The sequence below is a fragment of the Corynebacterium sp. KPL2895 genome, assembly GCF_040225815.1.
Taxonomy (GTDB): Bacteria; Actinomycetota; Actinomycetes; order Mycobacteriales; family Mycobacteriaceae; genus Corynebacterium; species Corynebacterium rhinophilum.
This window is the reverse complement of the sequence record NZ_JBEHFY010000019.1, coordinates 25,044-46,329: the sequence shown is the minus strand read 5'-3', so window position 1 is coordinate 46,329 and position 21,286 is coordinate 25,044. Positions and strand designations below refer to the sequence as shown.

The 21,286-nt window shown below is 58.9% G+C and carries 21 protein-coding genes and 1 pseudogene; 9 read left to right on the top strand and 13 right to left on the bottom strand.

What is annotated here, in order from left to right:
- A partial coding sequence (locus ABRP95_RS09145; RefSeq protein WP_349839270.1) for an IS3 family transposase occupies nt 1-102 on the top strand: 102 nt, incomplete at its 5' end.
- 72 nt (nt 103-174) lie between these two features.
- On the opposite strand, the gene ABRP95_RS09140 is transcribed toward ABRP95_RS09145, so the two are convergent.
- The 3 genes and pseudogenes from ABRP95_RS09140 to gatB form a co-directional block, all read right to left on the bottom strand.
- Nucleotides 175-1,605 carry a YkvI family membrane protein gene (locus tag ABRP95_RS09140; protein WP_005282500.1) on the bottom strand — a complete coding sequence of 477 codons (1,431 nt, stop codon included), beginning with the start codon at nt 1,603-1,605 and terminating at the stop codon, nt 175-177.
- Nucleotides 1,606-1,807: 202 nt separating this feature from the next.
- A pseudogene (locus ABRP95_RS09135) lies at nt 1,808-2,859 on the bottom strand (NAD(P)-dependent alcohol dehydrogenase).
- 127 nt (nt 2,860-2,986) lie between these two features.
- Nucleotides 2,987-4,492 (bottom strand): Asp-tRNA(Asn)/Glu-tRNA(Gln) amidotransferase subunit GatB, encoded by a 1,506-nt coding sequence (gatB, locus tag ABRP95_RS09130; protein ID WP_284796345.1) that lies wholly within the window; start codon nt 4,490-4,492, stop codon nt 2,987-2,989.
- A 57-nt stretch (nt 4,493-4,549) separates the two neighbouring features.
- Here gatB and ABRP95_RS09125 point away from each other — a divergent pair, with 57 nt between their 5' ends.
- On the top strand, nt 4,550-5,335 hold the full coding sequence (locus ABRP95_RS09125; protein WP_284796344.1) for a DUF4261 domain-containing protein: 786 nt from the start codon (nt 4,550-4,552) through the stop codon (nt 5,333-5,335).
- Here ABRP95_RS09125 and ABRP95_RS09120 read toward each other — a convergent pair.
- The 3 genes from ABRP95_RS09120 to ABRP95_RS09110 form a co-directional block, all read right to left on the bottom strand.
- Nucleotides 5,325-6,296 (bottom strand): bile acid:sodium symporter family protein, encoded by a 972-nt coding sequence (locus ABRP95_RS09120; protein ID WP_349839268.1) that lies wholly within the window; start codon nt 6,294-6,296, stop codon nt 5,325-5,327. The two genes, ABRP95_RS09125 and ABRP95_RS09120, sit on opposite strands and share 11 nt — an antisense overlap.
- Nucleotides 6,297-6,369: 73 nt before the next feature.
- Nucleotides 6,370-7,401: an ATP-dependent 6-phosphofructokinase gene (locus ABRP95_RS09115; RefSeq protein WP_284609250.1), complete on the bottom strand. Its 1,032-nt coding sequence runs from the start codon at nt 7,399-7,401 to the stop codon at nt 6,370-6,372.
- A gap of 24 nt (nt 7,402-7,425) precedes the next feature.
- On the bottom strand, nt 7,426-8,802 hold the full coding sequence (locus ABRP95_RS09110; protein WP_349839267.1) for a DHA2 family efflux MFS transporter permease subunit: 1,377 nt from the start codon (nt 8,800-8,802) through the stop codon (nt 7,426-7,428).
- Between the two features lie 47 nt (nt 8,803-8,849).
- Between ABRP95_RS09110 and ABRP95_RS09105 the strand changes: the two genes are divergently transcribed.
- Nucleotides 8,850-9,173 (top strand): membrane protein, encoded by a 324-nt coding sequence (locus ABRP95_RS09105; protein WP_005282483.1) that lies wholly within the window; start codon nt 8,850-8,852, stop codon nt 9,171-9,173.
- Between the two features lie 77 nt (nt 9,174-9,250).
- On the opposite strand, the gene ABRP95_RS09100 is transcribed toward ABRP95_RS09105, so the two are convergent.
- The 3 genes from ABRP95_RS09100 to gatC form a co-directional block, all read right to left on the bottom strand.
- Nucleotides 9,251-9,766, bottom strand: a complete 516-nt coding sequence (locus ABRP95_RS09100) for an META domain-containing protein (RefSeq protein WP_349839266.1) — start codon at nt 9,764-9,766, stop codon at nt 9,251-9,253.
- Nucleotides 9,767-9,870: 104 nt separating this feature from the next.
- Nucleotides 9,871-11,358, bottom strand: coding sequence for an Asp-tRNA(Asn)/Glu-tRNA(Gln) amidotransferase subunit GatA (gene gatA, locus ABRP95_RS09095; RefSeq protein WP_284853538.1), 1,488 nt, complete (start codon nt 11,356-11,358; stop codon nt 9,871-9,873).
- Nucleotides 11,359-11,655, bottom strand: a complete 297-nt coding sequence (gatC, locus tag ABRP95_RS09090; protein WP_005280231.1) for an Asp-tRNA(Asn)/Glu-tRNA(Gln) amidotransferase subunit GatC — start codon at nt 11,653-11,655, stop codon at nt 11,359-11,361.
- Between the two features lie 199 nt (nt 11,656-11,854).
- Here gatC and ABRP95_RS09085 point away from each other — a divergent pair, with 199 nt between their 5' ends.
- A complete protein-coding gene (locus tag ABRP95_RS09085; RefSeq protein ID WP_349839265.1) occupies nt 11,855-12,517 on the top strand; it encodes an ACT domain-containing protein in 663 nt (220 codons plus the stop codon).
- A gap of 16 nt (nt 12,518-12,533) precedes the next feature.
- Here ABRP95_RS09085 and ligA read toward each other — a convergent pair whose 3' ends face one another.
- Nucleotides 12,534-14,603 (bottom strand): NAD-dependent DNA ligase LigA, encoded by a 2,070-nt coding sequence (gene ligA, locus ABRP95_RS09080; RefSeq protein WP_502880369.1) that lies wholly within the window; start codon nt 14,601-14,603, stop codon nt 12,534-12,536.
- A gap of 45 nt (nt 14,604-14,648) precedes the next feature.
- On the opposite strand from ligA, the gene ABRP95_RS09075 reads away from it, so the two are divergent.
- Genes ABRP95_RS09075 through ABRP95_RS09060 form a run of 4 tightly spaced genes read left to right on the top strand, consistent with a single transcriptional unit; the run spans nt 14,649 to nt 17,156 of the window.
- Complete coding sequence (locus ABRP95_RS09075; RefSeq protein ID WP_284852210.1) at nt 14,649-15,320, top strand: 3'-5' exonuclease; 672 nt, start codon at nt 14,649-14,651, stop codon at nt 15,318-15,320.
- 40 nt (nt 15,321-15,360) lie between these two features.
- On the top strand, nt 15,361-15,858 hold the full coding sequence (locus tag ABRP95_RS09070; RefSeq protein WP_284852139.1) for an ArsR/SmtB family transcription factor: 498 nt from the start codon (nt 15,361-15,363) through the stop codon (nt 15,856-15,858).
- Complete coding sequence (locus tag ABRP95_RS09065; protein WP_349839263.1) at nt 15,858-16,856, top strand: serine hydrolase domain-containing protein; 999 nt, start codon at nt 15,858-15,860, stop codon at nt 16,854-16,856. The genes ABRP95_RS09070 and ABRP95_RS09065 overlap by 1 nt, the downstream gene beginning before the upstream one ends.
- Before the next feature lie 9 nt (nt 16,857-16,865).
- Complete coding sequence (locus tag ABRP95_RS09060; RefSeq protein ID WP_284784731.1) at nt 16,866-17,156, top strand: hypothetical protein; 291 nt, start codon at nt 16,866-16,868, stop codon at nt 17,154-17,156.
- Here the strand turns inward: ABRP95_RS09060 and ABRP95_RS09055 are convergent.
- Nucleotides 17,153-18,070, bottom strand: a complete 918-nt coding sequence (locus ABRP95_RS09055) for a uroporphyrinogen decarboxylase/cobalamine-independent methonine synthase family protein (RefSeq protein ID WP_349839262.1) — start codon at nt 18,068-18,070, stop codon at nt 17,153-17,155. The two genes, ABRP95_RS09060 and ABRP95_RS09055, sit on opposite strands and share 4 nt — an antisense overlap.
- The gene (gene mnmA / locus ABRP95_RS09050; RefSeq protein ID WP_284643707.1) at nt 18,071-19,156 is read right to left on the bottom strand and encodes a tRNA 2-thiouridine(34) synthase MnmA; all 1,086 of its coding nucleotides are present in this window, start codon (nt 19,154-19,156) and stop codon (nt 18,071-18,073) included. It lies immediately after the preceding gene.
- Nucleotides 19,157-19,252: 96 nt separating this feature from the next.
- On the opposite strand from mnmA, the gene ABRP95_RS09045 reads away from it, so the two are divergent.
- Nucleotides 19,253-20,089: a spermidine synthase gene (locus ABRP95_RS09045; RefSeq protein ID WP_349839261.1), complete on the top strand. Its 837-nt coding sequence runs from the start codon at nt 19,253-19,255 to the stop codon at nt 20,087-20,089.
- On the opposite strand, the gene ABRP95_RS09040 is transcribed toward ABRP95_RS09045, so the two are convergent.
- Nucleotides 20,070-21,233, bottom strand: coding sequence for a glycoside hydrolase family 25 protein (locus ABRP95_RS09040; RefSeq protein WP_284782580.1), 1,164 nt, complete (start codon nt 21,231-21,233; stop codon nt 20,070-20,072). The genes ABRP95_RS09045 and ABRP95_RS09040 overlap by 20 nt on opposite strands.
- Nucleotides 21,234-21,286: the final 53 nt, after the last annotated feature.

The following is a 21,286-nucleotide window of genomic DNA, read 5'->3' as shown; positions in this document are numbered from 1 at the left end:
CAACACATCCAGTGGTACAACACCGAACGCATCCAACAACGACTCAAGGGCCTGACCCCGATGCAATATCGGAATCAGACCCTTGAACCCCTCATCACCTAGAATTAAACCAGTCCAACTTTCGGGGGCCAGTTCAAAATCCAGGGGAGGGAAATTTATTGCTCTAAGGCGAGATTACTTCTGGGAGCTTTCCGCTTCGGAAGACTCATCGTCTTCCTCTGGGTCACCGATAGCACCGGTTTCTTCGATCCACTTTTCAATCTCTTCCGGCGAGCGGTCGTGCTCTACGCCCTCGCGTTCGATGTAGTAGGTGTGATCGTCCTGGTTTTGCTTCTCAAATTCTTCCTTATCAAAGTCCACATCGTCATCACCGTCGAGCTTTTCCGTCACCTCGGTCACGAGCTCTTCATAGAGGGACTCGCTATCCATATTGGAATCCTCGAGGTGCTGGCCAATCTCGTCGTCGTAGCGATCTGCGTCGTATTCTTTGTTCGGATTCAGCTTAAGGTGCATCAGCGAACGCACGCGCTCGCGGCGCAGCGCCTCGTCCTGAATCTTGGACTGGCTGCGGAACCACGCAAAGACCAAGACGGCCACCATCGCGATACCCATATAACCGATGACCGGGTAGACGTACTGCATCAAGGTCTTGAAACCGAAGAAGGAGACGCCGAAGCCTGCGAAACAGCCGGCGATGAAGATAACGCGGAACTTTGCCTCGTTGCCCGCGGAAAGGCGCTTACCCAATGCGTAGAACATACCAATGGCGGTATTGAAAATCATCAGGTAAATAACGATGGCCATGATCCCACCCAAGACTGGGTTGACGCTATCGACCAAGGACAGCATCGGAATATCGGAGCCCTCGATCTCCTCGGCGTTCATCAACAGCGCAAAACCTGCCAGGCCCATCATGACGGAGTAGACGATGCCACCGAAGATGCCGCCCCAGCCGGCCTCGCGCGGGCTAATATTATCGCCGCCGATGACCAGCGACATGGATACCGCCAGCATCAAAGCCAGACCGTTGTAGTTCAGCGCGGAGACCAGCCAGTTGCCAATCGGGGTATCGATTTGGCTGGAAGCTTCCATCGCCGCTCCAATATCGTCTGGCATATGGAACATGGTGTAGATGGCCACGCCAATGACGGCGATGATGATGGACGGGGTGAGCATACCGATGACCTTGGACACCTTATTGACGTCCATCATGCCGACGGCAATCACGAGCCCCAGCATCAGCGTCGAGCCGATCCAAGCCGACCAACCAAATTGCTGCTCCATATTGGAACCTGCACCGGCCAGCATCACGAAGCCGATGGCAAAGAGCGTGATGATAACGGCCACGTCCAATAGCTTGGACACGATGGGATGGGTGACTTTGCGGAAGACCGTGTTGTGCTCAGTGGCGTGGAAATAGCTGCCCAATTGCAAGAACACGGTGCCCGCCAGCGTCATAATGGCCGCTGCGACAATAATGCCGGCAATACCCCAGGAGCCGAAGGCGGTGAAATATTGCACGACCTCTTGGCCCGTAGCAAAGCCTGCGCCTACCAGCAGGCCCACGAAGGACATGGCCATGGCGAGAATATTTTTATAAGACACAGTTGCCTAACTTTTGTAGCGGATAATTTTCACACACCAGTGCGCGCGTTCCAGGCCCCCTCCTTATCCCCCGACGCATGCAGGGAGGCGCGGCGCAGGAGTGTGCTCCTGTGCACATGGTACGTAAGCCAATAACGAAATCCTACTTGCACGTGCGTGAAATACAATACAACATCTTTTGTTGATGAAGTAGCTTACATACTTAATCCGCGAAAGTTTCTGTATCAATGACGAAGCGGAACTTTACATCACCGGCGACAACCCGCTCATAGGCTGCGTCAACGTCATCAACGCCCACCTTTTCGATGACCGCGCCAATACCGTGTTCTGCACAGAAGTCCAGCATCTCTTGGGTTTCGGCAATGCCGCCAATATTGTTTCCGGTCAATACCTTGCCGCCACCGACGAGGTTGCCCATGGTGATTCCCAATTCCTCTGGGGGCAGGCCGACCACAGACATGATCCCCCGGGGCTTCAACAGCTGCAGGTAGTCATTGAGGGAATAGGAGGCGGAAATGGTGGACAAAATCAGATCGAACTCGCCCTTGTGGTTAGCAAAGAAATCGGGGTCCTCACCCGATGCCAGTACCCGCTTCGCGCCGAGCCCATAGGCTTCTTGTTCCTTGCGCAGGGACCGGGAAATGACGGTGACCTCAGCCCCCTTGGCGGCGGCGATCTGCACACCCATGTGGCCCAGTCCGCCAAGGCCAACGATGGCTACCTTATCGCCTTCCTTGACCTGCCACCGGGCCAAGGGCGAGTAGGTGGTAATACCGGCGCACAAGAGCGGGGCGGCAACATCAAAGTCGAGGCCTTCTGGAATCGTCAACACGAAATTCTCATTGACCACGACCTTTTGCGCATAGCCGCCCTGGGTAATGGTTCCATCAACGTCTTCAGAGTTATAGGTTCCCACCGAGCCGTTCAGGCAGTTTTGCTCCTGCCCATTGCGGCACTGCTCGCACACCCCACAGGAGTTGACCAAGCAGCCGACCCCCACGCGGTCGCCCACCTTAAACTTAGTGACCTTGTCCCCTACGGCTTCGACCACGCCAGCGATCTCGTGGCCCACCGTGAGCGGGAAGTGAGCCTCGCCCCACTCATTGCGAATGGTGTGAATATCCGAGTGGCAAATGCCTGCCGCCTTGATATCGATGACGACGTCATCTTCGCGGGGATCGCGGCGTTCGATTTCTACGGTGCGAAATGGTGCACCCGGGCTCGTTTTTGCAGAACTTTAGATTTAATTGGCATGTCACATAGTCTACGCTTTACCGCCCTGACCTGCCCAAATGAAAACTATAGTCAATTTAAAAACCACGAAGGCCAGCCTCCGACCCCGCCGGATGCAGGGCCGAAGACCGGCTGGATTAGTGGGCGTTTAGCTCAGCTTCTCCGCGATCAGCTTATTAACCTGGCCCGGATCCGCCTTGCCCTGCGTCGCCTTCATCACGGCACCGACGATCGCGCCGGTGACCTTCTTATTGCCGGCGCGGTACTTCTCCACGATGTCCGGGTTCGCGGCCAAGGCATCATCCACAGCCTTTTCGATGGCCCCGTCATCGCGCACGACCTCGAGGCCGCGCTTGGCGACGACCTCGTCAACATCGCCCTCGCCCGCCAGCACGCCATCGACGGCTTGGCGCGCCAGCTTGGTGGTCAGCTTGCCTTCCTTAACCAAGGCGATGACGCGGGCGATGTGGGCCGGGGTGATATCAAGCTCAGCCAGGGTCTTGTCCTGCTCATTGGCCTTACCTGCAAGATAAGACACCCACCAGGAACGAGCCTCGTCCGGCTTCGCACCGGCTTCGACCGTCTCCACGATGAGATCCAGCGCGCCCGCGTTGACCAGGTCGCGCATCTCCTCGTCCTTAATGCCCCACTCCTTTTGGATGCGGGCGCGGCGGACCCACGGCAACTCCGGAAGGGTTGCGCGCAGCTCTTCTACCCACTCGCGCGGGGCAATGACCGGCGGCAAATCCGGGTCGTTGAAGTAGCGGTAGTCCTCCGCGGTCTCCTTCGGGCGGCCCTTAGAGGTAGAACCATCAGTCTCTTGGTAGTGGCGGGTCTCCTGCTCGATGCTGCCGCCATCGTCCAAGACCTGCGCCTGGCGCTGCATCTCAAAGCGCACCGCCTGTTCGACCGAGCGCATGGAGTTGATGTTTTTCGTCTCGGTACGGGTACCGAATTCTTCTTGGCCGATAGGGCGCAAGGAAAGGTTGGAGTCCACGCGCATGGAACCTTGATCCATGCGGGCATCGGACACGCCCAAGGCGGCGACGAGCTCGCGCAGCGCCGAGACATAGGCCTTAGCCACTTCGGGGGCGCGCTCGCCAGCACCGATGATGGGCTTGGTGACGATCTCAATGAGCGGAATGCCCGCGCGGTTGCAGTCCACCAGGGATGCGGTGGCGCCATGAATGCGACCATCGGCGCCACCCAGGTGGGTCAGCTTGCCGGTGTCTTCTTCCATGTGGGCGCGCTCAATCTCTACGCGCCATTCCGTGCCGTCTTCCAGCACAACGTCGAGGTAGCCGTCATAGGCAATCGGCTCATCGTACTGGGAAATCTGGTAGTTCTTTGGCTGGTCCGGGTAGAAGTAATTCTTGCGGGCAAAGCGCGAGGATTCCGCGATGGAGCAATTAAGCGCCAGGCCAATCTTGATTGCACCCTCCACGCCCTTGGAGTTAACCACGGGGAGTGCCCCGGGAAGGCCCAGCGATACCGGATCGGTATTGGAGTTAGGGGCTGCGCTGAAGTTCGTGGCAGAAGTGGAAAACATCTTTGTTTCCGTATCCAGCTCCACGTGGACTTCCATGCCCATTACCGGTTCATACTTGTCGAGGACCTCGTCGAAGTCCATCAGGTCATACATCGCAGCAGTCATGCGTGCCATCTTAATACGTCCGTGCACTCTCGCGCGCTAGCCCCTAGGGTGACTGTCATGACGACTCCACATACCGTAGACAATTCGCTTGTCGATGCCCCACTGATTAACATCGCGGTCTTTTCCACCGCCCCTACTACCGATGAGATCAAAGACGCCGTCAGCAGCACCTTTTCGGGGCGCGTCGGCGAGATTACTCCTGGCAAGAACCCGGGTAGCCTCGTGGTGCCTATCGATGGCGCGTTTCTCCTGCACTACCAGACCATTGATTCTGCACCCACCCCAGATAGTTACGGCCTCCACCCCATTTTGAGCGCCGATGCCGGCGACCTCAACACTGCGGGATCCCAGGTGCTCGTCTCGGTCCTTCCTGATAGCAAGGAACACGACCTCTCCCATCAATTTCGCGAGCCGCGTCGCGAGCACCTCGAGCTGCTGTCCCAGGCGACGTCCGCAGTGGCCGAGCATCCCAATTGCCTCATCATCCACAACCCGCGCGGAAACGTCTACATCTCCCCTGCGATGTTTAATGACGCCGTGCGCAATAACCTCGCGCCCATGCACATTGCGCCGGTGTGGATTACCCAATCTGGCGGCGAGCTCCGCGGCTACTCCATGGGCCTGGTCCAAGCAGGCCACCCGGAAATCCAGGCGCGCACCAGCTCGATGGATCCGACGGACCTCTATTACAAGCTGGCAAATATCGCCGACCACATCCTGCAAGGCGCCACCGTCAAAGGCGGCGATACCTTAGCCTTCGAGGAAGGCCAACCTCCGCTCACCATTACGGAAGAGCCCTGGTTCGTAGACCAAGACTTCCCTGCTGTCACCATTAATTTTTAGCTGACTGTGCCCTGCGGGCATCGCTAAAGCGGCACAGCGCTGCCAAAATCGCGCCGGACAAGTTGTGCCACACGGAAAAGACGGCGCCGGGCAAGGCGGCCAGTGGGCTCATGTAGGAAGAGGCAAGGCTGGTAGCTAGCCCGGAATTTTGCATTCCCACCTCCACGGCCATGGTGCGGCGCACCGGAACCGGCTGGCGGGTAAAGCGACCCGCGAGATAGCCCAGCCCGTAGCCGCACGCATTGTGAATGACCACGGCGGCAAAGACCAGCGCACCGGCGGTGGCAATATTGTCATGCGCGCCGCCGACCACGATGCACACGATCAAGGCAATCGCGGTAACGGAGATCCACGGCAAAGCCGCCTGAATCTTTGCCACGAGTCGGGGAAGCAGCATGCCGATGACGATGCCCGCGATGACTGGGACGAGCACCACCTTAACGATGGACCACGCCATCGATGCCGCGGAGACCGGCATGTGTTCGCCGGCCAACCACAAGGTCAATAGCGGGGTGAGGATGGGCGCCAAGAGAGTGGAGATGGAGGTCATGGTCACCGAAAGCGCGACATCGCCGCGCGCTAAGTAGGACACCACGTTAGAGCTCGTGCCACCTGGGGCGCAGCCAACCAAAATCACTCCGGCCGCGACCGCCTCTGGCAGATCCATGACTGCCACCACGGCGAGCGCGATGAGCGGCATGATGACGAACTGCGCCACCACGCCGAGCACCACCGGCAGCGGCCTGCGCACCACGAGCGCAAAATCTACGGGCTTGAGGGTAAGCCCCATGCCGAACATGACGATGCCTAACAGCGGCGTTACCTGCGGGGCAAAGGATGCCGCGGTGTCAGGGGCGATATAGCCAATAATGCCGCCGATGATTACGAGTATGGGAAAACCCAGCGCCGCGATGAGCACTTGCCGTTCTTCCTGTTTTTCTGTAGCGCTATCGGTACTCATATACAAAAGAGTACCCTCCCACCATGTGAGAGGGCGATCTTAATATTCGAGACGGCGGGGAACTGAAAAGGGTTTAGCCGAAGAGCGCCTGCGCATTGCGGTAGCGGGCATCTGGCACCGTCTTCAACGTGCCCACGGCCTCTTCCAATGGCACAAGCTCGATGTCTTCGCCGTGCAGGGCCACACACATTCCTGAATCCCCGTTATGCGCTGCGCGGGCAGCGTGCACGCCGTAGCGGGTCGCCAGGACTCGGTCATATGCGGTGGGTGTGCCGCCGCGCTGAATGTGGCCCAACACGGTGGTGCGGACGTCATAGCCGGTGCGTTTATTGATTTCATCGCCAATGACCTGGCCAATTCCGTTGAAGGTTTGGTGGCCAAATTGGTCGACGCCGCCGGCTTCAAATTCCATGGTGCCCTCCTTCGGCAGGGCTCCTTCAGCCACGCAAATGATGCCGTACTTCTCGCCCATCTGGAAGCGGCGTTCCATCGCCTTGGTAATTTCCGCGATATCGAAGGGCTCTTCTGGGATCACGGTGTAGTGTGCGCCGCCGGCCATGCCGGCATGCAGAGCAATCCAGCCTACGTGGCGGCCCATGACCTCCACGATGAGGATGCGATTGTGGGACTCCGCCGTCGTGTGCAGGCGGTCGATCGCATCCGTTGCCACCGATACCGCGGTATCAAAGCCGAAGGTATAGTCCGTGGCGTTGACGTCATTGTCAATGGTCTTCGGCACGCCCACGACGGGGATGCCATTATCGTTAAGCCACTTAGCGCCCTTGAGCGTACCTTCGCCGCCGATGGCAACGAGGGCATCGACTTCGGCCTCGCGCATATTCGTCTTGATCTGTTCCAAGCCGGCCTTGAATTTATCGGGGTGCAACCGGCCGGTGCCCAAGATGGTACCGCCGCGCAGAAGAATCCGGTCGATGCTGGCATCGTCGTAGAGATCGCGCCGACGGTCTTCTAAAAGGCCAACCCACCCGTCTTCGTAGCCCACGACGGTATCGCCAAATTCGTTGGATGCGGTTCGCACAACCGCACGGATTACAGCATTCAGGCCGGGGCAATCGCCACCGGAAGTCAGTACAGCTAGACGCATGATCCCCAATTTAGCGCAGGATTTTTATCGATGCAGCGTGTCCACGTAGCGCAGCGAGGAGATAAGCCCCACCACCAGCGCGATAACAATCACGAGAATCGAATTGATGATCGCTGTGGTCGGATTACCCGTTTGCATGACGGCGGAGACTAAAGCCACGCCTACCACAGATCCCACCTGGCGGGAGGTGTTATACGCCCCCGACGCTGCGCCCATGTGATGAGGTGAAATATCGCGCAGCGTCGTTGCCGCGTTGGAGCCCCAGATAAAGGACTGGCCAATTCCTAGGGCGGCGATGGGCAATGCCAGCCACCACGGATTGGCATCGGCATGCATGACCCACCAGGCCAGACACAGCGAGGCAATCATGAGGCTAAATCCCACCAGCCCCATCAAGCGCGGATTCACCGCGTCCGTAAGGATGCCCGCGATGGGTGACATCAGCATCGAGACCAGCGCCATGGGAGCCACGATGATGCCGGCTTCTCCGGCGGATAGCCCCTTGACCGATTGCAGCCACAACATCACCGGCAACATGACAGAAGCCGCCATAAAGCCCATGGTCAAGATACCTACGGAGCCGGCCGCATAGTTGCGGTTGTGGAAGAGCTCCACCGGAAAGAGCGGCGTGGAGCCGCGATCCTGCGCACTAGCCTGCAGGCGCACGAACGCGATGCTTGCAACTATGCCGATGGCAAGCACCACCAGCACCCGCCAATCCCAGTCCAGCTCTGGGCCTTGTTGGATGCCAAAGACAATCGAGCCAAGCGCAATGAGCGAGACTATAGCCGAAGGTTTATCGATGTCCTGGGCCGTCGTCGGTAGCTTCGGTATCCACAGCAGGGCCAGCACAATGGCGGCGATAACAAATGGAATATGCACCCAAAAGGCCGCCTGCCAGCCAAAAGAAGCCACGAGGAACCCGCCGACTAGCGGCCCGGCCAATGACGCCACCGAGCCGATAATCCCCCACACCCCGAGCGCACGCCCGCGCCGCTCGCGGGCGAATACCCGGTTAATAACGGACATCGTCTGTGGCATCTCCAAGGATGCGCCCAGGCCCTGCACGATGCGTGCCACGATGAGCACTTCTATCGACGGCGCCAGCGCACAGGCCACTGCGCCGATCCCAAATAGCGCCACCCCGATACAAAACAGGGCGCGCTGGCCTAGGACATCACCAAGCCGCCCCGTAAAAAGTAGCGGCACCACCACGGCAAGCAAAAAGGCTGCCGAAACCCACATGATTTCATTGACCGTGGCGCCCAAATCCGCCTGAATATCCGGCAGGGCGATGGCCACCATCGACTGGTCCAACAGGGATACAAAGAAACCGAGGGATAGGGCGAACATGGCGAGCCATGCCTGGCGCTCCGATGGCAGGTTAGTCTCCACAGTCATGGCAGGAATTCTAGCGGGGCACACAAATCAGGCCTAGACTGGCCACCATGTCCATGATTGATATCAAAAAGCCACAAGACGTATCCACCGCCACCACCGTTACCCTCGGCCTTATCGGTGGTTGGGTCACCGCCCGCGAGACCGGCATTCGCCCGCTCGGCGGCGTCATCCTCGGCGCAGCGGGCCTGTGGGCCGGCCGTTCCTGGGCCAAGAAAACCAATCCAGCCACGACCGCGGGCCTATCCGCCCTGTATGTCGGCGCGTTCGGCGCCTCCCACCCATTGGCAAAGAAGATTGGCTCTTGGCCAGCAGTCCTCGCCGTGACGGCCGCCTCTGCCGGAGCCGCCTACGCGCTTTCCGATGCCAAGTAGTCCACCCCGCCACATAAACAACAGCACCATGGTCCCCCACTAAGGAGGATCATGGTGCTGAGTGGTTTTGTGAGTATTTACTCAACAACGTTGAAGACAACGGCGTTGTCCTCAGTGCCCAGTGCGGCCTGGCCGTCAGGCAGAGCATAGAAGGAAGGCTCGGACTCGAGTACGTCACGCAGGGAATCAGAAAGTGCCTGGGTGTGGTCATCGCACGCCGCCAAGGTGGAGGCGAAGTCACCTACGTGGATGGTGCCATCCTTATCCACATCGTAGGAGGTGGTGTAGGTATTGCAGCCATCATTGAGGACCAAGGACTGATCCTTGTCGAACTGCACGGTGAACTTGCCGTCTTCCTTGACGGAGTGCAGCTCACCGGTGATGGTCTGGCCCTCAATATTCGGTACCAGCTTGTCAGCGTCTGCCGGCAGGGATTCCACCAAGTCGCTCTTGGCGGTGGTGTCTGCTACCTCGGTACCGGACTCAGCCGGTGCGGGGTTTGCTGCGGGTTCCTCAGCGTTTGCGACGCCCATGGTCATGAGCGCAGCTGCGGAGACGGACAACGTCGCGGTTGCAATCTTTTTCAAAGTCATACCCAATAATTTACCCCTGCCGGATGGGCGTCCGACAGGGGTGTAAACGAATCGTTATCTAATCCGCAGCTATTTCACAGTGACAACGATTTTAGATAGCGCGGCTATTTTTGGCGCTTGGCTTCATAGGCTGCGCCCACCTTGTACAGGCGGTCATCCTGGAAAGCCGGTGCCATGATCTGCAAACCGGTAGGCAGGTTGGTATCTGCAGCCATGCCGGAAGGCACGGACATGCCACACAGGCCGGCCAGGTTCAGCGGCAAGGTGCACAGGTCGAAGTTGTACATAGCCATGGGGTCTTCGGCCTTCTCCCCCAGCTTGAACGCCGTGGTCGGGGTGGTTGGCGAAACCAGCACGTCAGCCTGCTCAAAGGCGCGGGCAAAGTCTTGGGCAACCAGGGTGCGCACGCGCTGCGCCTGCAGGTAGTAGGCATCGTAATAGCCCACGGACAGCGCATACGTGCCCAGCATGATGCGGCGCTTGACCTCGGGTCCGAATCCCTCTGCGCGGGACTGGGACATGACCTGCTCCGCAGAGTGAGAGCCGTCATCGCCAGCGCGCAGGCCATAGCGCATGCCATCAAAGCGGGCCAGGTTGGAAGAGACCTCACACGGCATGATCAGGTAGTAGGCGGCCAATGCCTCATCGAAGTGCGGGCAGTCCACCTCGACGATTTCCGCGCCCTGCTCGCGCAGCTGTTCCACGGCGGCGTGGTAGTTCTCCATCACGCCGTCCTGCCAGCCATCGCGCTCGAATTGCTTGATGAGTCCAACCTTGACGCCGCTCAGATCGCCATTCGCGCCTTCGCGGGCTGCCTCCACCACGGGGGCAACCGGTTTATCCACAGACGTGGCGTCGAAGGCATCGTGGCCGGCAATAACCTCGTGCAAAAGTGCGGTATCGAGCACCGTACGACCACACGGACCTGCCTGGTCCAGCGAGGAGGCGGCCGCGATTAGGCCGTAGCGAGACACCGTTCCGTAGGTGGGCTTTACGCCCACGGTATTGGTCAGCGCCGCCGGCTGGCGGATGGAACCGCCGGTATCGGTACCAATACCTAAAGGAGCCTGCCCCGAAGCAAGTGCTGCTGCCGTGCCGCCGCCGGAGCCACCCGGGGTGCGATCGGTGTCATACGGGTTGTGTACTGGGCCAAAGGCGGAATTCTCATTGGACGAACCCATGGCAAACTCGTCCAGGTTCGTCTTACCCAAAATCGGGATACCGGCCTCGCGCAGACGCTTGGTCACCGTGGCGTCGTAGGGAGACATGTAGCCTTCAAGCATCTTGGATGCGGCGGTGGTGGGGGCATCGGTAGTAACCAGCAGGTCTTTCAAAGCCAGCGGCACACCGGCCAATGCCGATGCAGGCTTTTCGCCGGCGTCGAGGGCCTTATCCACGGCATCGGCAGCCGCCAGTGCTTCCTCCTGCCCCACGTGCAGGAAGGAGTTAAGTTCGGGATTGGTTTCCGCAATGCGATCCAAAAAGGCCTGGGTAACCTCGCGGGAGGTCACCTCGCGCGAGTGAATCTTTTCCGCCAGCTCGGCGGCGGTCAAAGAGGTCAGTCCCTCCGCAGGTACGACAACGTTGGTCATTTACTCTCCTCCCAAAATCTGTGGCACGACGAATCGCTCATCTTCCACGGCCGGCGCCTGATCCAAGGCCTGCTCGGCGGTAAGGGTGCGCACGATGACGTCTTCGCGCATCGGTGCATCCACGGAGTGCGGGTGGCTCATCGGTTCCACGCCTTCAGTGTCCACATTCCTTACTGCGGAAACGGAATCAACAATTTCATCAATCTGGCTTGCGAATTGGGCTAGCTCTTCATCGCTTAATGCCAGGCGGGAAAGCTTGGCAAGGTGGGCTACCTCATCACGCGAAATCTCAGACACGCGAACTCCATCCTTTTTCCATAATCGACGCGCAGGTAAAAATTATTTTCCCGCGCGTACTATGTAAATTGCTAAGGCTCCATAATACTGCACCAACCCGCGCAGTTGCCGAGTCACCCCGAATTATTGCCCCTTGAACGCCGCACTGTGACCCAGGTATCGTAAATGGGACTACAAGCTACTGAAAGCGTGCGACTTAATGTCTTACCTAATCCGTGTCCTGCTTCCCGATACCCCTGGTAGTTTGGGCCAGCTTTCGGAGGCCTTCGGGCTGGTTGACGGAAATATCCAATCGGTTGACATCGTAGAAACCTTCCCGGATAGCACCGTCATGGATGACATTGTCATTGAGCTTCCCGCAGACGCGATGGCTGATGCACTCATCACCGCCGCCTCCTCCGTCCATGGCGTGGAAATAGATTCGATTCGGCCCTTCAGCGGCCGCGTGGACCGGCGCGGACAGATCGAGTTATTAGCGCGCGTGGCCGCCAATGCCTCAAACGTCACGGCAGCAATGGAGGAAGTCGTCGCGGCCATTCCAAAGGCAGCGACCTCCACGTGGGCCATCGTCATTGACAATAATGAGCCGATTCACCGCGTCGCTTCCTCAAACGCAGCCCCTGCCGATGACGATACGATTCCTGTCGACCTCAACATCGACAGCGCACGCACCTTGCACCCCGATAAGGACGAGTGGGTGCCAGAAAGCTGGGCACTGCTCGATTCCGCCCTGGCGGCCGCTCCCCTGGGAGATACCGGGATGGTCATCGCCATGGGCCGCACCGGCGGTCCAGAATACTTAGCCTCTGAGGTCGAGCACCTCGGCCACATCGGCACGATTTTGGGTGCCTTCCTCAAATAAGCCCAGCCCGGCGCGGCTACACCTCCCCGGTGTTTAAGAGCGTGTGGAACTGCTCTTCGTTCAAGATAGGCACCCCGAGATCGCGGGCCTTATCCTCCTTGGAGCCGGCATTCGCCCCAGCGACAAGGTAGGAAGTTTTCTTCGATACGGAACCGGTTGCCTTTCCGCCGCGGCTGATGATGGCTTCCTTGGCGGAATCGCGCGTGAAGTCTTCGAGGCTGCCGGTGACAACGATGGTTAGCCCCTCTAGGGTCTGTTCCTTCCTGTCCTCGGCGGCTACCTCCATGGCTAGGCCGGCTTCTGCCCATTTCTCGACGATGGTGCGGTGCCAGTCCACCTCGAACCAGGCGTGGAAGGACTCAGCAATGACTGCACCCACACCGTCTACCTCTGCAAGGTCCTCGGTCTTAGCGGCACGCAGCTTCTCCATGGAGCCGTAGCGCGCTGCCAAGGCGCGGGCGGCAATAGGGCCGACGTGGCGAATAGAAAGTGAGACCAGCACCCGCCAGAAGTCGCGGTCTTTAACCTCTTCTAAGTTCTGGAGCAGGTTCTTGCCCGCGGTATTGACCTTGGCGTTGCCCTCTTTTTTGCTGCGCTTATCCTTCGTATCGCGCTTGGCCGTATAGACATCGGAAGCAAGCAGCTTTTCTTCCGTTAGCTCAAAGAGCTCGGATTCATCGGTGAGGATACCGTTTTCGATGAGGTCCATGGCCCCCTTCTCTCCCAGTGCCTCGATATCGAGGCCCTTGCGGGAGGCGAGGTATTCCAGTCGCGCGGAGAGCTGGGCTGGACAAGATTGGGTATTGGGGCATCGCCAGTCAGCATCGCCGTCCTTTTGCGGGGCGAGCGTCGTGCCGCAGGCTGGGCACTGCGTGGGAAAGGTCCATTCGTATTCGCTGCCATCGCGCTGTTCGCGCACGGGACCTAGTACCTCTGGAATGATTTCGCCCGCCTTGCGGATAATAATGGTGTCTCCGATGAGCACGCCCTTGCGCTTGACCTCAGACTGGTTGTGCAGGGTGGCCATGGATACCGTGGAGCCGGAGACAAAGACCGGTTCCATGATGGCAAAGGGGGTAACGCGCCCCGTACGCCCCACGCCGACCTCGATGTTCTTCAGCTTTGTTGTTACCTGTTCCGGCGGGTACTTATAGGCAATGGCCCAGCGCGGTGCGCGGGAGGTCGCCCCGAGCTGGCGCTGTGAGCCCAGATCGTCCACCTTGACCACGAGCCCATCCATTTCAAAAATCGCATCGTGGCGGTGTTCGGCCCAGTAAGATACTTCCTCTTGTACTTCGGCGGCGGAGTGCACCTGCTTGGTATAGGGCGAGACGGGCAGCCCCCATGCGGCGATGGCCTTATAGGCATCGTGCTGGGAGGAGGGGGAAAATCCCTCGCGCGCGCCTAGGCCATGGCAAACCATGCGCAGGCGGCGCTTTTTCACCTCTGCGGGATCCTTCATGCGCAGTCCGCCGGCCGCAGCGTTGCGGGGATTGGCAAACCGCGCCTTGCCGTCCGCCGCGCGCTCCTCATTGATTTCTTCGAAATCCTCGGGGCGCATATAGACCTCACCGCGGATTTCAATGAGTTCCGGGACTGGGTACTCTTCGGTGCCCGTAAGCTCGTGCGGGATATCAGAAATGACCCGCGCATTGGCGGTAATCTCCTCGCCCACGGTGCCATCACCACGGGTGGCAGCGGTATCCAAACGCCCATTGCGGTAAACCAAGTCGATAGAGAGGCCATCGATCTTCAGCTCCGTTAGGTAGGTCTTGGCGGGCGTCCTATCCAACCAGTCCTGCATCTCACCGGCGCTAAAGACATTGTCTAGGCTCATCATGCGCTCGAGGTGCTCAATATCCTCACCGGCGTTCGGCGCGGCGCCTACCTGCTGGGTAGGCGAATCCGGAACCGCCAGCTCCGGGTGCTGCTTTTCTAGGTCCACCAGGCGCTGGAAAAGCGCATCAAAATCGGCATCGGGAATCGCGGGTTCACCGTTGTAATACAGGTTGCGGTGGCGGCGTACTTCCTGCGCCAGGTCGTTCCATTCACGTTGCACATCAGCTGGATTAGTCACGGTATCCAAGTCTAGCGATCCCCCATGTCCGGGCTAGCTACTAAGGTATGGACCATGAACTTCGACGCCTCCCGCATGCTCGCCTTCGACCTTGAGACCACCTCCGCCAACCCCAAAGACGCTCGTATCGTTACCTCTGCCCTGGTCCGCATTGACGGCCGCGATGTCCAGAAGGTGGAGCACCTTGCAGATCCCGGCATCGAGATCCCCCAAGCCGCAACCGACGTGCATGGGATTACAACGGAAAAGGCCCAGGCTGAAGGCCGCCCGCACGAGGAGGTCCTCAAAGACACGGTTAATGCCATCAAGTCCGCGTGGGACGACGGCCTGACGCTCATCGTCTATAACGCGGCCTTCGACCTTACCGTCCTGCGCAGCCTTACCGGCGATTTCACGGTCACCGGCCCGGTCTTTGACCCGTACGTCATTGATCGCGTGAGCGATAAGTGGCGCAAGGGCAAGCGCACCCTTGGCGCGGTGTGTGAGCACTACGGCGTGGAATTGAGCAATGCGCACGAGGCCACTGCCGATGCCCTCGCTGCCGCCCGCGTGGCCTGGAAGCAGGTTCGCCAGCATTACCCCAACCTCGCGCAGATGGACGAAAACGAGCTCATGGAGTTCCAGGCGGTCAAGTGGTACGAGGACCGCGTCGCCTTCAAGAAGTACTTAGAAGGCAAGGGCCGCGATGCCTCCGATGTCTCGACGGCGTGGCCGCTAATTTCCTAATTCCCTTGCCATATTTCTAGAGTTTTGGAATTCTAGAAATATGGATTCTTTAGAATCGCGCATTGCCCACCTTGAGGCTCGCGTCACCAAACTCGAAAACCCCGCCCCTGACCCCATCGAATCATCCGCAAGCGAGTCCACCATGTGGCTTGCGGATGCGCTTGAACCTTCTGACCAGCTTCCTGAGGGGTCCGTCATTTTTGGCGGTAACATCACCACCGGCCTAGGCTCCTATGTCTACCAATGGCAACGCCCAACAGACACAGTGACCGCTGGAGACTGGTCCGATAATCTCGAGCGCCTCGCCGCATTGGCACACCCCGTGCGCGGTGAAATCCTGCGCCGCCTCCTTAGCTCACCAGCCACCGCCACAGAACTGGTGGAAGAGGAAATCGTCACCTCCACCGGCACCGCCTACCACCACCTCAGTGCGCTTACTAATGGTGGCTGGACCACCAAGACAAACGGGGAATACTCAATCCGAGCGGCCCGCGTCATCCCCCTGCTCACAATCATTACCGCAAGCGAGGATCACTAATGCGAAAGCGAAAAATGGCGCTAGCCATCACCGCCACCATCATGACAGCGGCCCTCTTACTCTTGATTGGGCCGCGGCGGATCGCTGTGGCCACCACTGAAACAGGCGACGCCACTCTATCCGCCACACTGCGCAAACACACCGAACCGGGTTTCAATAATCTCACCGCCTTCACGCTGCACGAAGGGAAAGCCACCTTCGCGGGACTTGGCGCGGATGAACACACCGAGGTAGAAATCGGTTCGGTAACCAAGATGTTCACCGGAGAATTAGCTCATCAGCTTATGGAAGAAGGAAAGATAAGCCTTGATACCACCGTGGGCGAAGTCCTGGATGTTGGCCAAGCACCCATTTCCGAGGTCACGGTACAAGAGTTGCTCAACCACACCTCAGGATTACCCCGGCTAGCACAAGGGAATATTTTCGCTGATGCAATCACGGCGGTCACTGGTGCTAATCCCTACGCAGGTGAGACCACCCAAGATATCCTCGATGCCGCCACCGAAGCGGATCTTAAAGATCGTGGAACAGAGACTTATTCCAATATGGGGTATGGACTACTCGGCCACCTCCTGGAAACGGCTGCCGATTCAGCCTATGAAGACCTGCTTCAGGAGAGAATCTTTCAACCTGCCGGAATGACGGAGACCTACCTCATGACCCCAGGGGCGGTCCCCGATGATGCCCCACGGGGCCTTACTGCCACCGGCCGGGAGGCCGATCCATGGGAGATGGAAGGCAGCAATGCCGCAGCGGGCGCAATACGATCGACTGCACATGACATGGCAGCTTTCGCTGAGTGGATTATGGATAACGGCGATATGGCCTATGGCTGGCAAAAAAGCGAAGACAACCAAAGCTTCTGGCACGACGGCGGAACGGGTGGCTACTCCACAATGTTCATCATAGATCCGGAAAATAAGCGCGCAGCCTTCGCCAATAATGACAATCCGATGTGGACTAGTGACCTCGCCCAAGCGCTATTCGATGAGATTTAAGGAATTCCAATGATTACCACCCTAATCCTTGCCGCCATCACCGCATCCGAAGTCTGGGGCACGTGGAAAGCGCTCAAAAAACCATCTTCCCCGGGGATGCTTATCGCGTCAGCGATTATCAGCATCGTCATAATCGCCTTCATTGGTAACGCAGTTCCGTGGTACAGGGAAGTCAACTACGGATGGTGGTACGCTCTCGTAACCGCTTGTTCCCTACACATGGGCGCCGTCGCCTGGCGTATTTACACAGATCACAGTGAAAAGTCTCCGAAGACAGATAGCCTCGTGCGCGCCGCTTAAAGGTCGCCCGCATCGCGGGTGAGGATCGCGGCAGTCTCGGTTACAGAGCGCAATGAGCTTGCCGATGCCCCAGCCGGAAACACATCAAAGTGATCCACGAGCAGCTCACGCGGCATGCCAATGCGGTCCAGGTGGCGGGCAAGTGAAATCGCCTCTGCCCGCGCGTCTTTCCCGGAAAGTGCGACACCGACTCGGCGGCCTTCGGAAAGGTGCTCGCCCATCCCATCGAAATGCTTAGGGGTAGAAAGGCGGTCGCGGTATTGCGCATCAACGAGGAATGTTTTCGCGGCCCCAGCCACCGACCACAGCGGCGGACAATAAAGATAATCCGCCTCAAAGCGCAGGAGGGTCTCGAGTGCCACCTCGTCAGGGACGGCGGGTATCGAATCAAAATCGGTGGTTCCTGGAATGCGGCCAGCGATGACATCGGCAAGCAGCGGTTCATCCAGTTGCACCACGACCTCGCCGTGGAAGCGGCGTGCAACATCGGTGGCGTGGGTGCGGATGCCGTGCAGCAGGGCATCGGAAAGCTCCGCAAAGGCACCGGAATCGGTGAGTACGCGGTGACCATCGGCAAGCTCAATGCTGGCCGCCAGCGACCACGGGCCGAGCGCCTGCACCTTGATGCGAGGCACGGTCTCTCCCCACACCTGCTGCACCTCATCGAGATCGCGCTCGAGTCGGTCCCACGCGCGGCGAGTAAGCAGCTGGGGACGGGCCGTCATGCGCCACGAACGGGGGCCGCGATCGATGGTGATGGCCTCGAGCATGCTTGCGGTACGCCCCACCGAATCGGAGCCCAGCCCGCGTTCCGGTAGCTGCGGGATGGCGGGAAGCTCGGTCTCGCCCATAATGATGTCCGCTGCCTCCGCCATAGAGGTGCCGGGCATGGGCCCGAGTGCGAATCCGGTCATTTACACGGTCTCGCAGATGGTGCCGGAACCGATGACGATATCGCCCAAGTCATCTGGGGAAGGCAAGTACAGCACCGCAGCCTGTCCGCGGGCAACGCCAGACAGTGGCTCCTTGAGCTCCAGGCGCATCGAATCAGCGGCGCGGTCCACGTGGGCAATGCACGGCACTACGGAACCGTGCGCACGAACCTGCACCTCGCACTCAAAGTCGCCGTCCATACCAGGGTGCAGGTACTTCAAGCGGTCAGCCCTGATGGCGGTAACCGCCAGGTCCTCGCGCGCGCCAACAGTCACCGTGCCCGTTGCAGCATCGATATCGGTGACGTAACGCGGGCGGCCATCGGCAGCCGGGGCCTTGATGTCCAGGCCCTTGCGCTGGCCGATGGTGTAGTTCCACGCACCATCATGTTCCTTAAGCTCCGTTCCCTCTTGGTCCACGATCATGCCGGGGCGAAGGCCGATCCGCGATCCAAGGAACTGCTGGGTATTTCCGTCTGGAATGAAGCAGATGTCATAAGAATCCGGCTTCTTCGCTGTGGAAAAACCGTGCGCCGCAGCCTCTTCGCGGATTTGCGGCTTGGGGGTATCACCGATGGGGAAAAAGCAGTGCTCCAGCTCCTCGGCGGAAATGACGCCGAGCACATAAGACTGGTCTTTATTCTCATCCTTGGAGCGGCGCATGTAGCCATCATCATCAAGGGTGGCGTAGTGGCCGGTCGCAACGGCATCAAAGCCTAGAGCCATGCCCTTTTGCAGCAGCGCACGGAACTTAATCTTCTCATTGCAGCGCAGGCAGGGATTCGGGGTTTCACCGCGGGCATAGGAATCCACGAAGTCCGTAATAACCTCTTCCTTGAATTCCTCCGAAAAGTCCCAGACATAGAACGGAATGCCCAACTTATCGCAAATGCGGCGGGCATCGGCGGAATCCTCCAACGAACAGCAGCCGCGGGCCTTTTCGCGCGTTTGCTGCGCGTCCTTATGCAGGGCCAGGTGCACGCCGACGACATCGTGGCCAGCCTCCACCGCACGGGCGGCGGCGACAGATGAGTCCACGCCACCAGACATTGCTACCAATACTCGCATTGCATTCCCCTTTAAATACCTCGACTACAGGCCCGAAAGTGTACTCCCTTGCCCCAACGCAGCTTAAATCGATTCCATTCCCTAAGCTTGAATCCCATGGGTAGAAAGCGAGCTGCGAACAGGTCAGGCATCACCGGGACCTACGAGATATCCACCGGCACCGCCGAGGTCGTACCGGATGAATTCCGCGACGGAGCTTATATCCTTAACGTCAATGGCGTTCCTAGCAGCCATATCGTGCTGGGCGAGCCGCAGGAACTCGACTTTGAATATATGCGCTGGATCGCAGCGGCGGTGGAACACCTTAATACGGTCTCCCCTAATAAGCTGCGCGTTACCCACCTCGGCGGGGCCGGCTGCTCACTCCCGCGCTACTTCGCCGACCTTTGGCCGGACAGCCGCCATACGGTAGTCGAGCTTGATGCCAAGCTGGGCGAATTAGTCCGCGAGCTTTTCGATGTCCCCCGTTCTCCCACCGTCAAAATCCGCCCCGGCGATGCCCGCAAGGAAACCGAAGGTTTTCTGCCCGCCAGCCGCGATATCATTATCCGCGATGTCTTCTCTGGGGACACCACGCCGAAAAATCTAACGACGGCGGAGTTTTTCCAAGCGGCCAAATTGTCCCTGTCTGCCGGCGGCCTTTATGTGGCCAACTGCGGCGATCACTCGGACCTCCAATTGGCGAAGAAAGAATTGGCCGGGCTTTCTGAGGTCTTCGATCACCTCGCTGTAATCGCTGACCCGCCCATGCTCAAGGGGCGCCGATATGGAAACATCATCTTACTGGCCTCAGATACACAACTGCCAGCTGAGGGCTCGGTACAAGCCGCTCAGCTGGCAAAGGCACTCTTAGGCGGGGCCGTTCCCGCACACTTTAAGGATGAAAGCTGGACCCGTAAATTCTTTGCGGGAGCTACTTCAGCACGCGATTGAGCAAGTCAGCTACTTGATCGGCATCGAAGTCCGGCACGTCAGCACCGGCCTTCTTCGCCGCATCCTTAGCTTCTTCGACCTGGTTGCCGGAAACTTCGCCCTTGTCGACGCCATTGACATGGCCCGCGTTGTCAAGCAGTAGTGCCAAGTCGCCGACGGTGAAATCACCGACCGCCATCTTGCCAAGTTGCTTCAGAGGTAGAGCGTCCTCCTCTTCCAAGGCCTTCACAAAGGCCGCCAAGCCCTCAGCAGCCTGGGCATCGAGGCCGGCGTCTTTGGCGGCATCGGCAAGCTGGGGCATTGCAATGAGGCCAGCCGCAAGGGCGAAGATTGCACCAATCACCGGCGTGCTATCGGAGCTAAGGTCCACACCATCGTCGAGGACGAGGCTATCGAGCGCGCCGCCGATATCGACGTAATTGCCGCCGCTAAAAGACTCTAGCTGCTGCTTCGAGCCATTAAAGAGGTTCAAGTCCACATCGGTGGGAATACCAGCGACCTTGCCCGATCCAGAGCGCTGCCAGAAGGACAGGTTCTTCCACCCACCCACTGGATCCGGGGCTTCATCCTGGTATGCCGCCAACCACAGTGGCATATTGGAGAACTTCTGGGAGTTATTCATCTCGCCCATCCAGAAGTACTTGTAGGTATAAATCATTGGGGTGCGGTTGGTCAGGCGCTTGAGCTCGGAGGTAAATTCCTCGATCCAGCTCTCCAACTGGGAGGCCGACTTGCCCTCGGAGACCTCGATATCAAGCACCGGCGGCAACGTCTGATTCGGCGCCAACGCAATCTGCGCCGCAAAGTTAGCCGCCTGCGTCTTCGCATCGCCAGCTGGGCGCGCATAGTGGTATGCGCCAGTCTTCAGGCCGTGCGCATTGGCCGCTTGGATGTCTTTAACGTAGTGCGGGTTAATCCAGTCCCCACCCTCGGTGGCCTTAACAAAGGCGAAGGACTGGCCGTCAGATTTCACCTTATTCCAGTCAATAGGCATGCCACCGGGGTGCTGGTGGGCAGCAATATCGATGCCTTTCGGTGCGCTGTTTCCCAATGCTGCCTGCGCGGCAGCGGTCCCGCTCACCGTGACTGCAACTGCAGCGATAACCGCGATGATGCTCTTGCGGAGTGCCCTCATAGTTGTCATGCGCGAGAGTCTAACAATCATTCACACTAATCACATTTACAACACGCGTACCA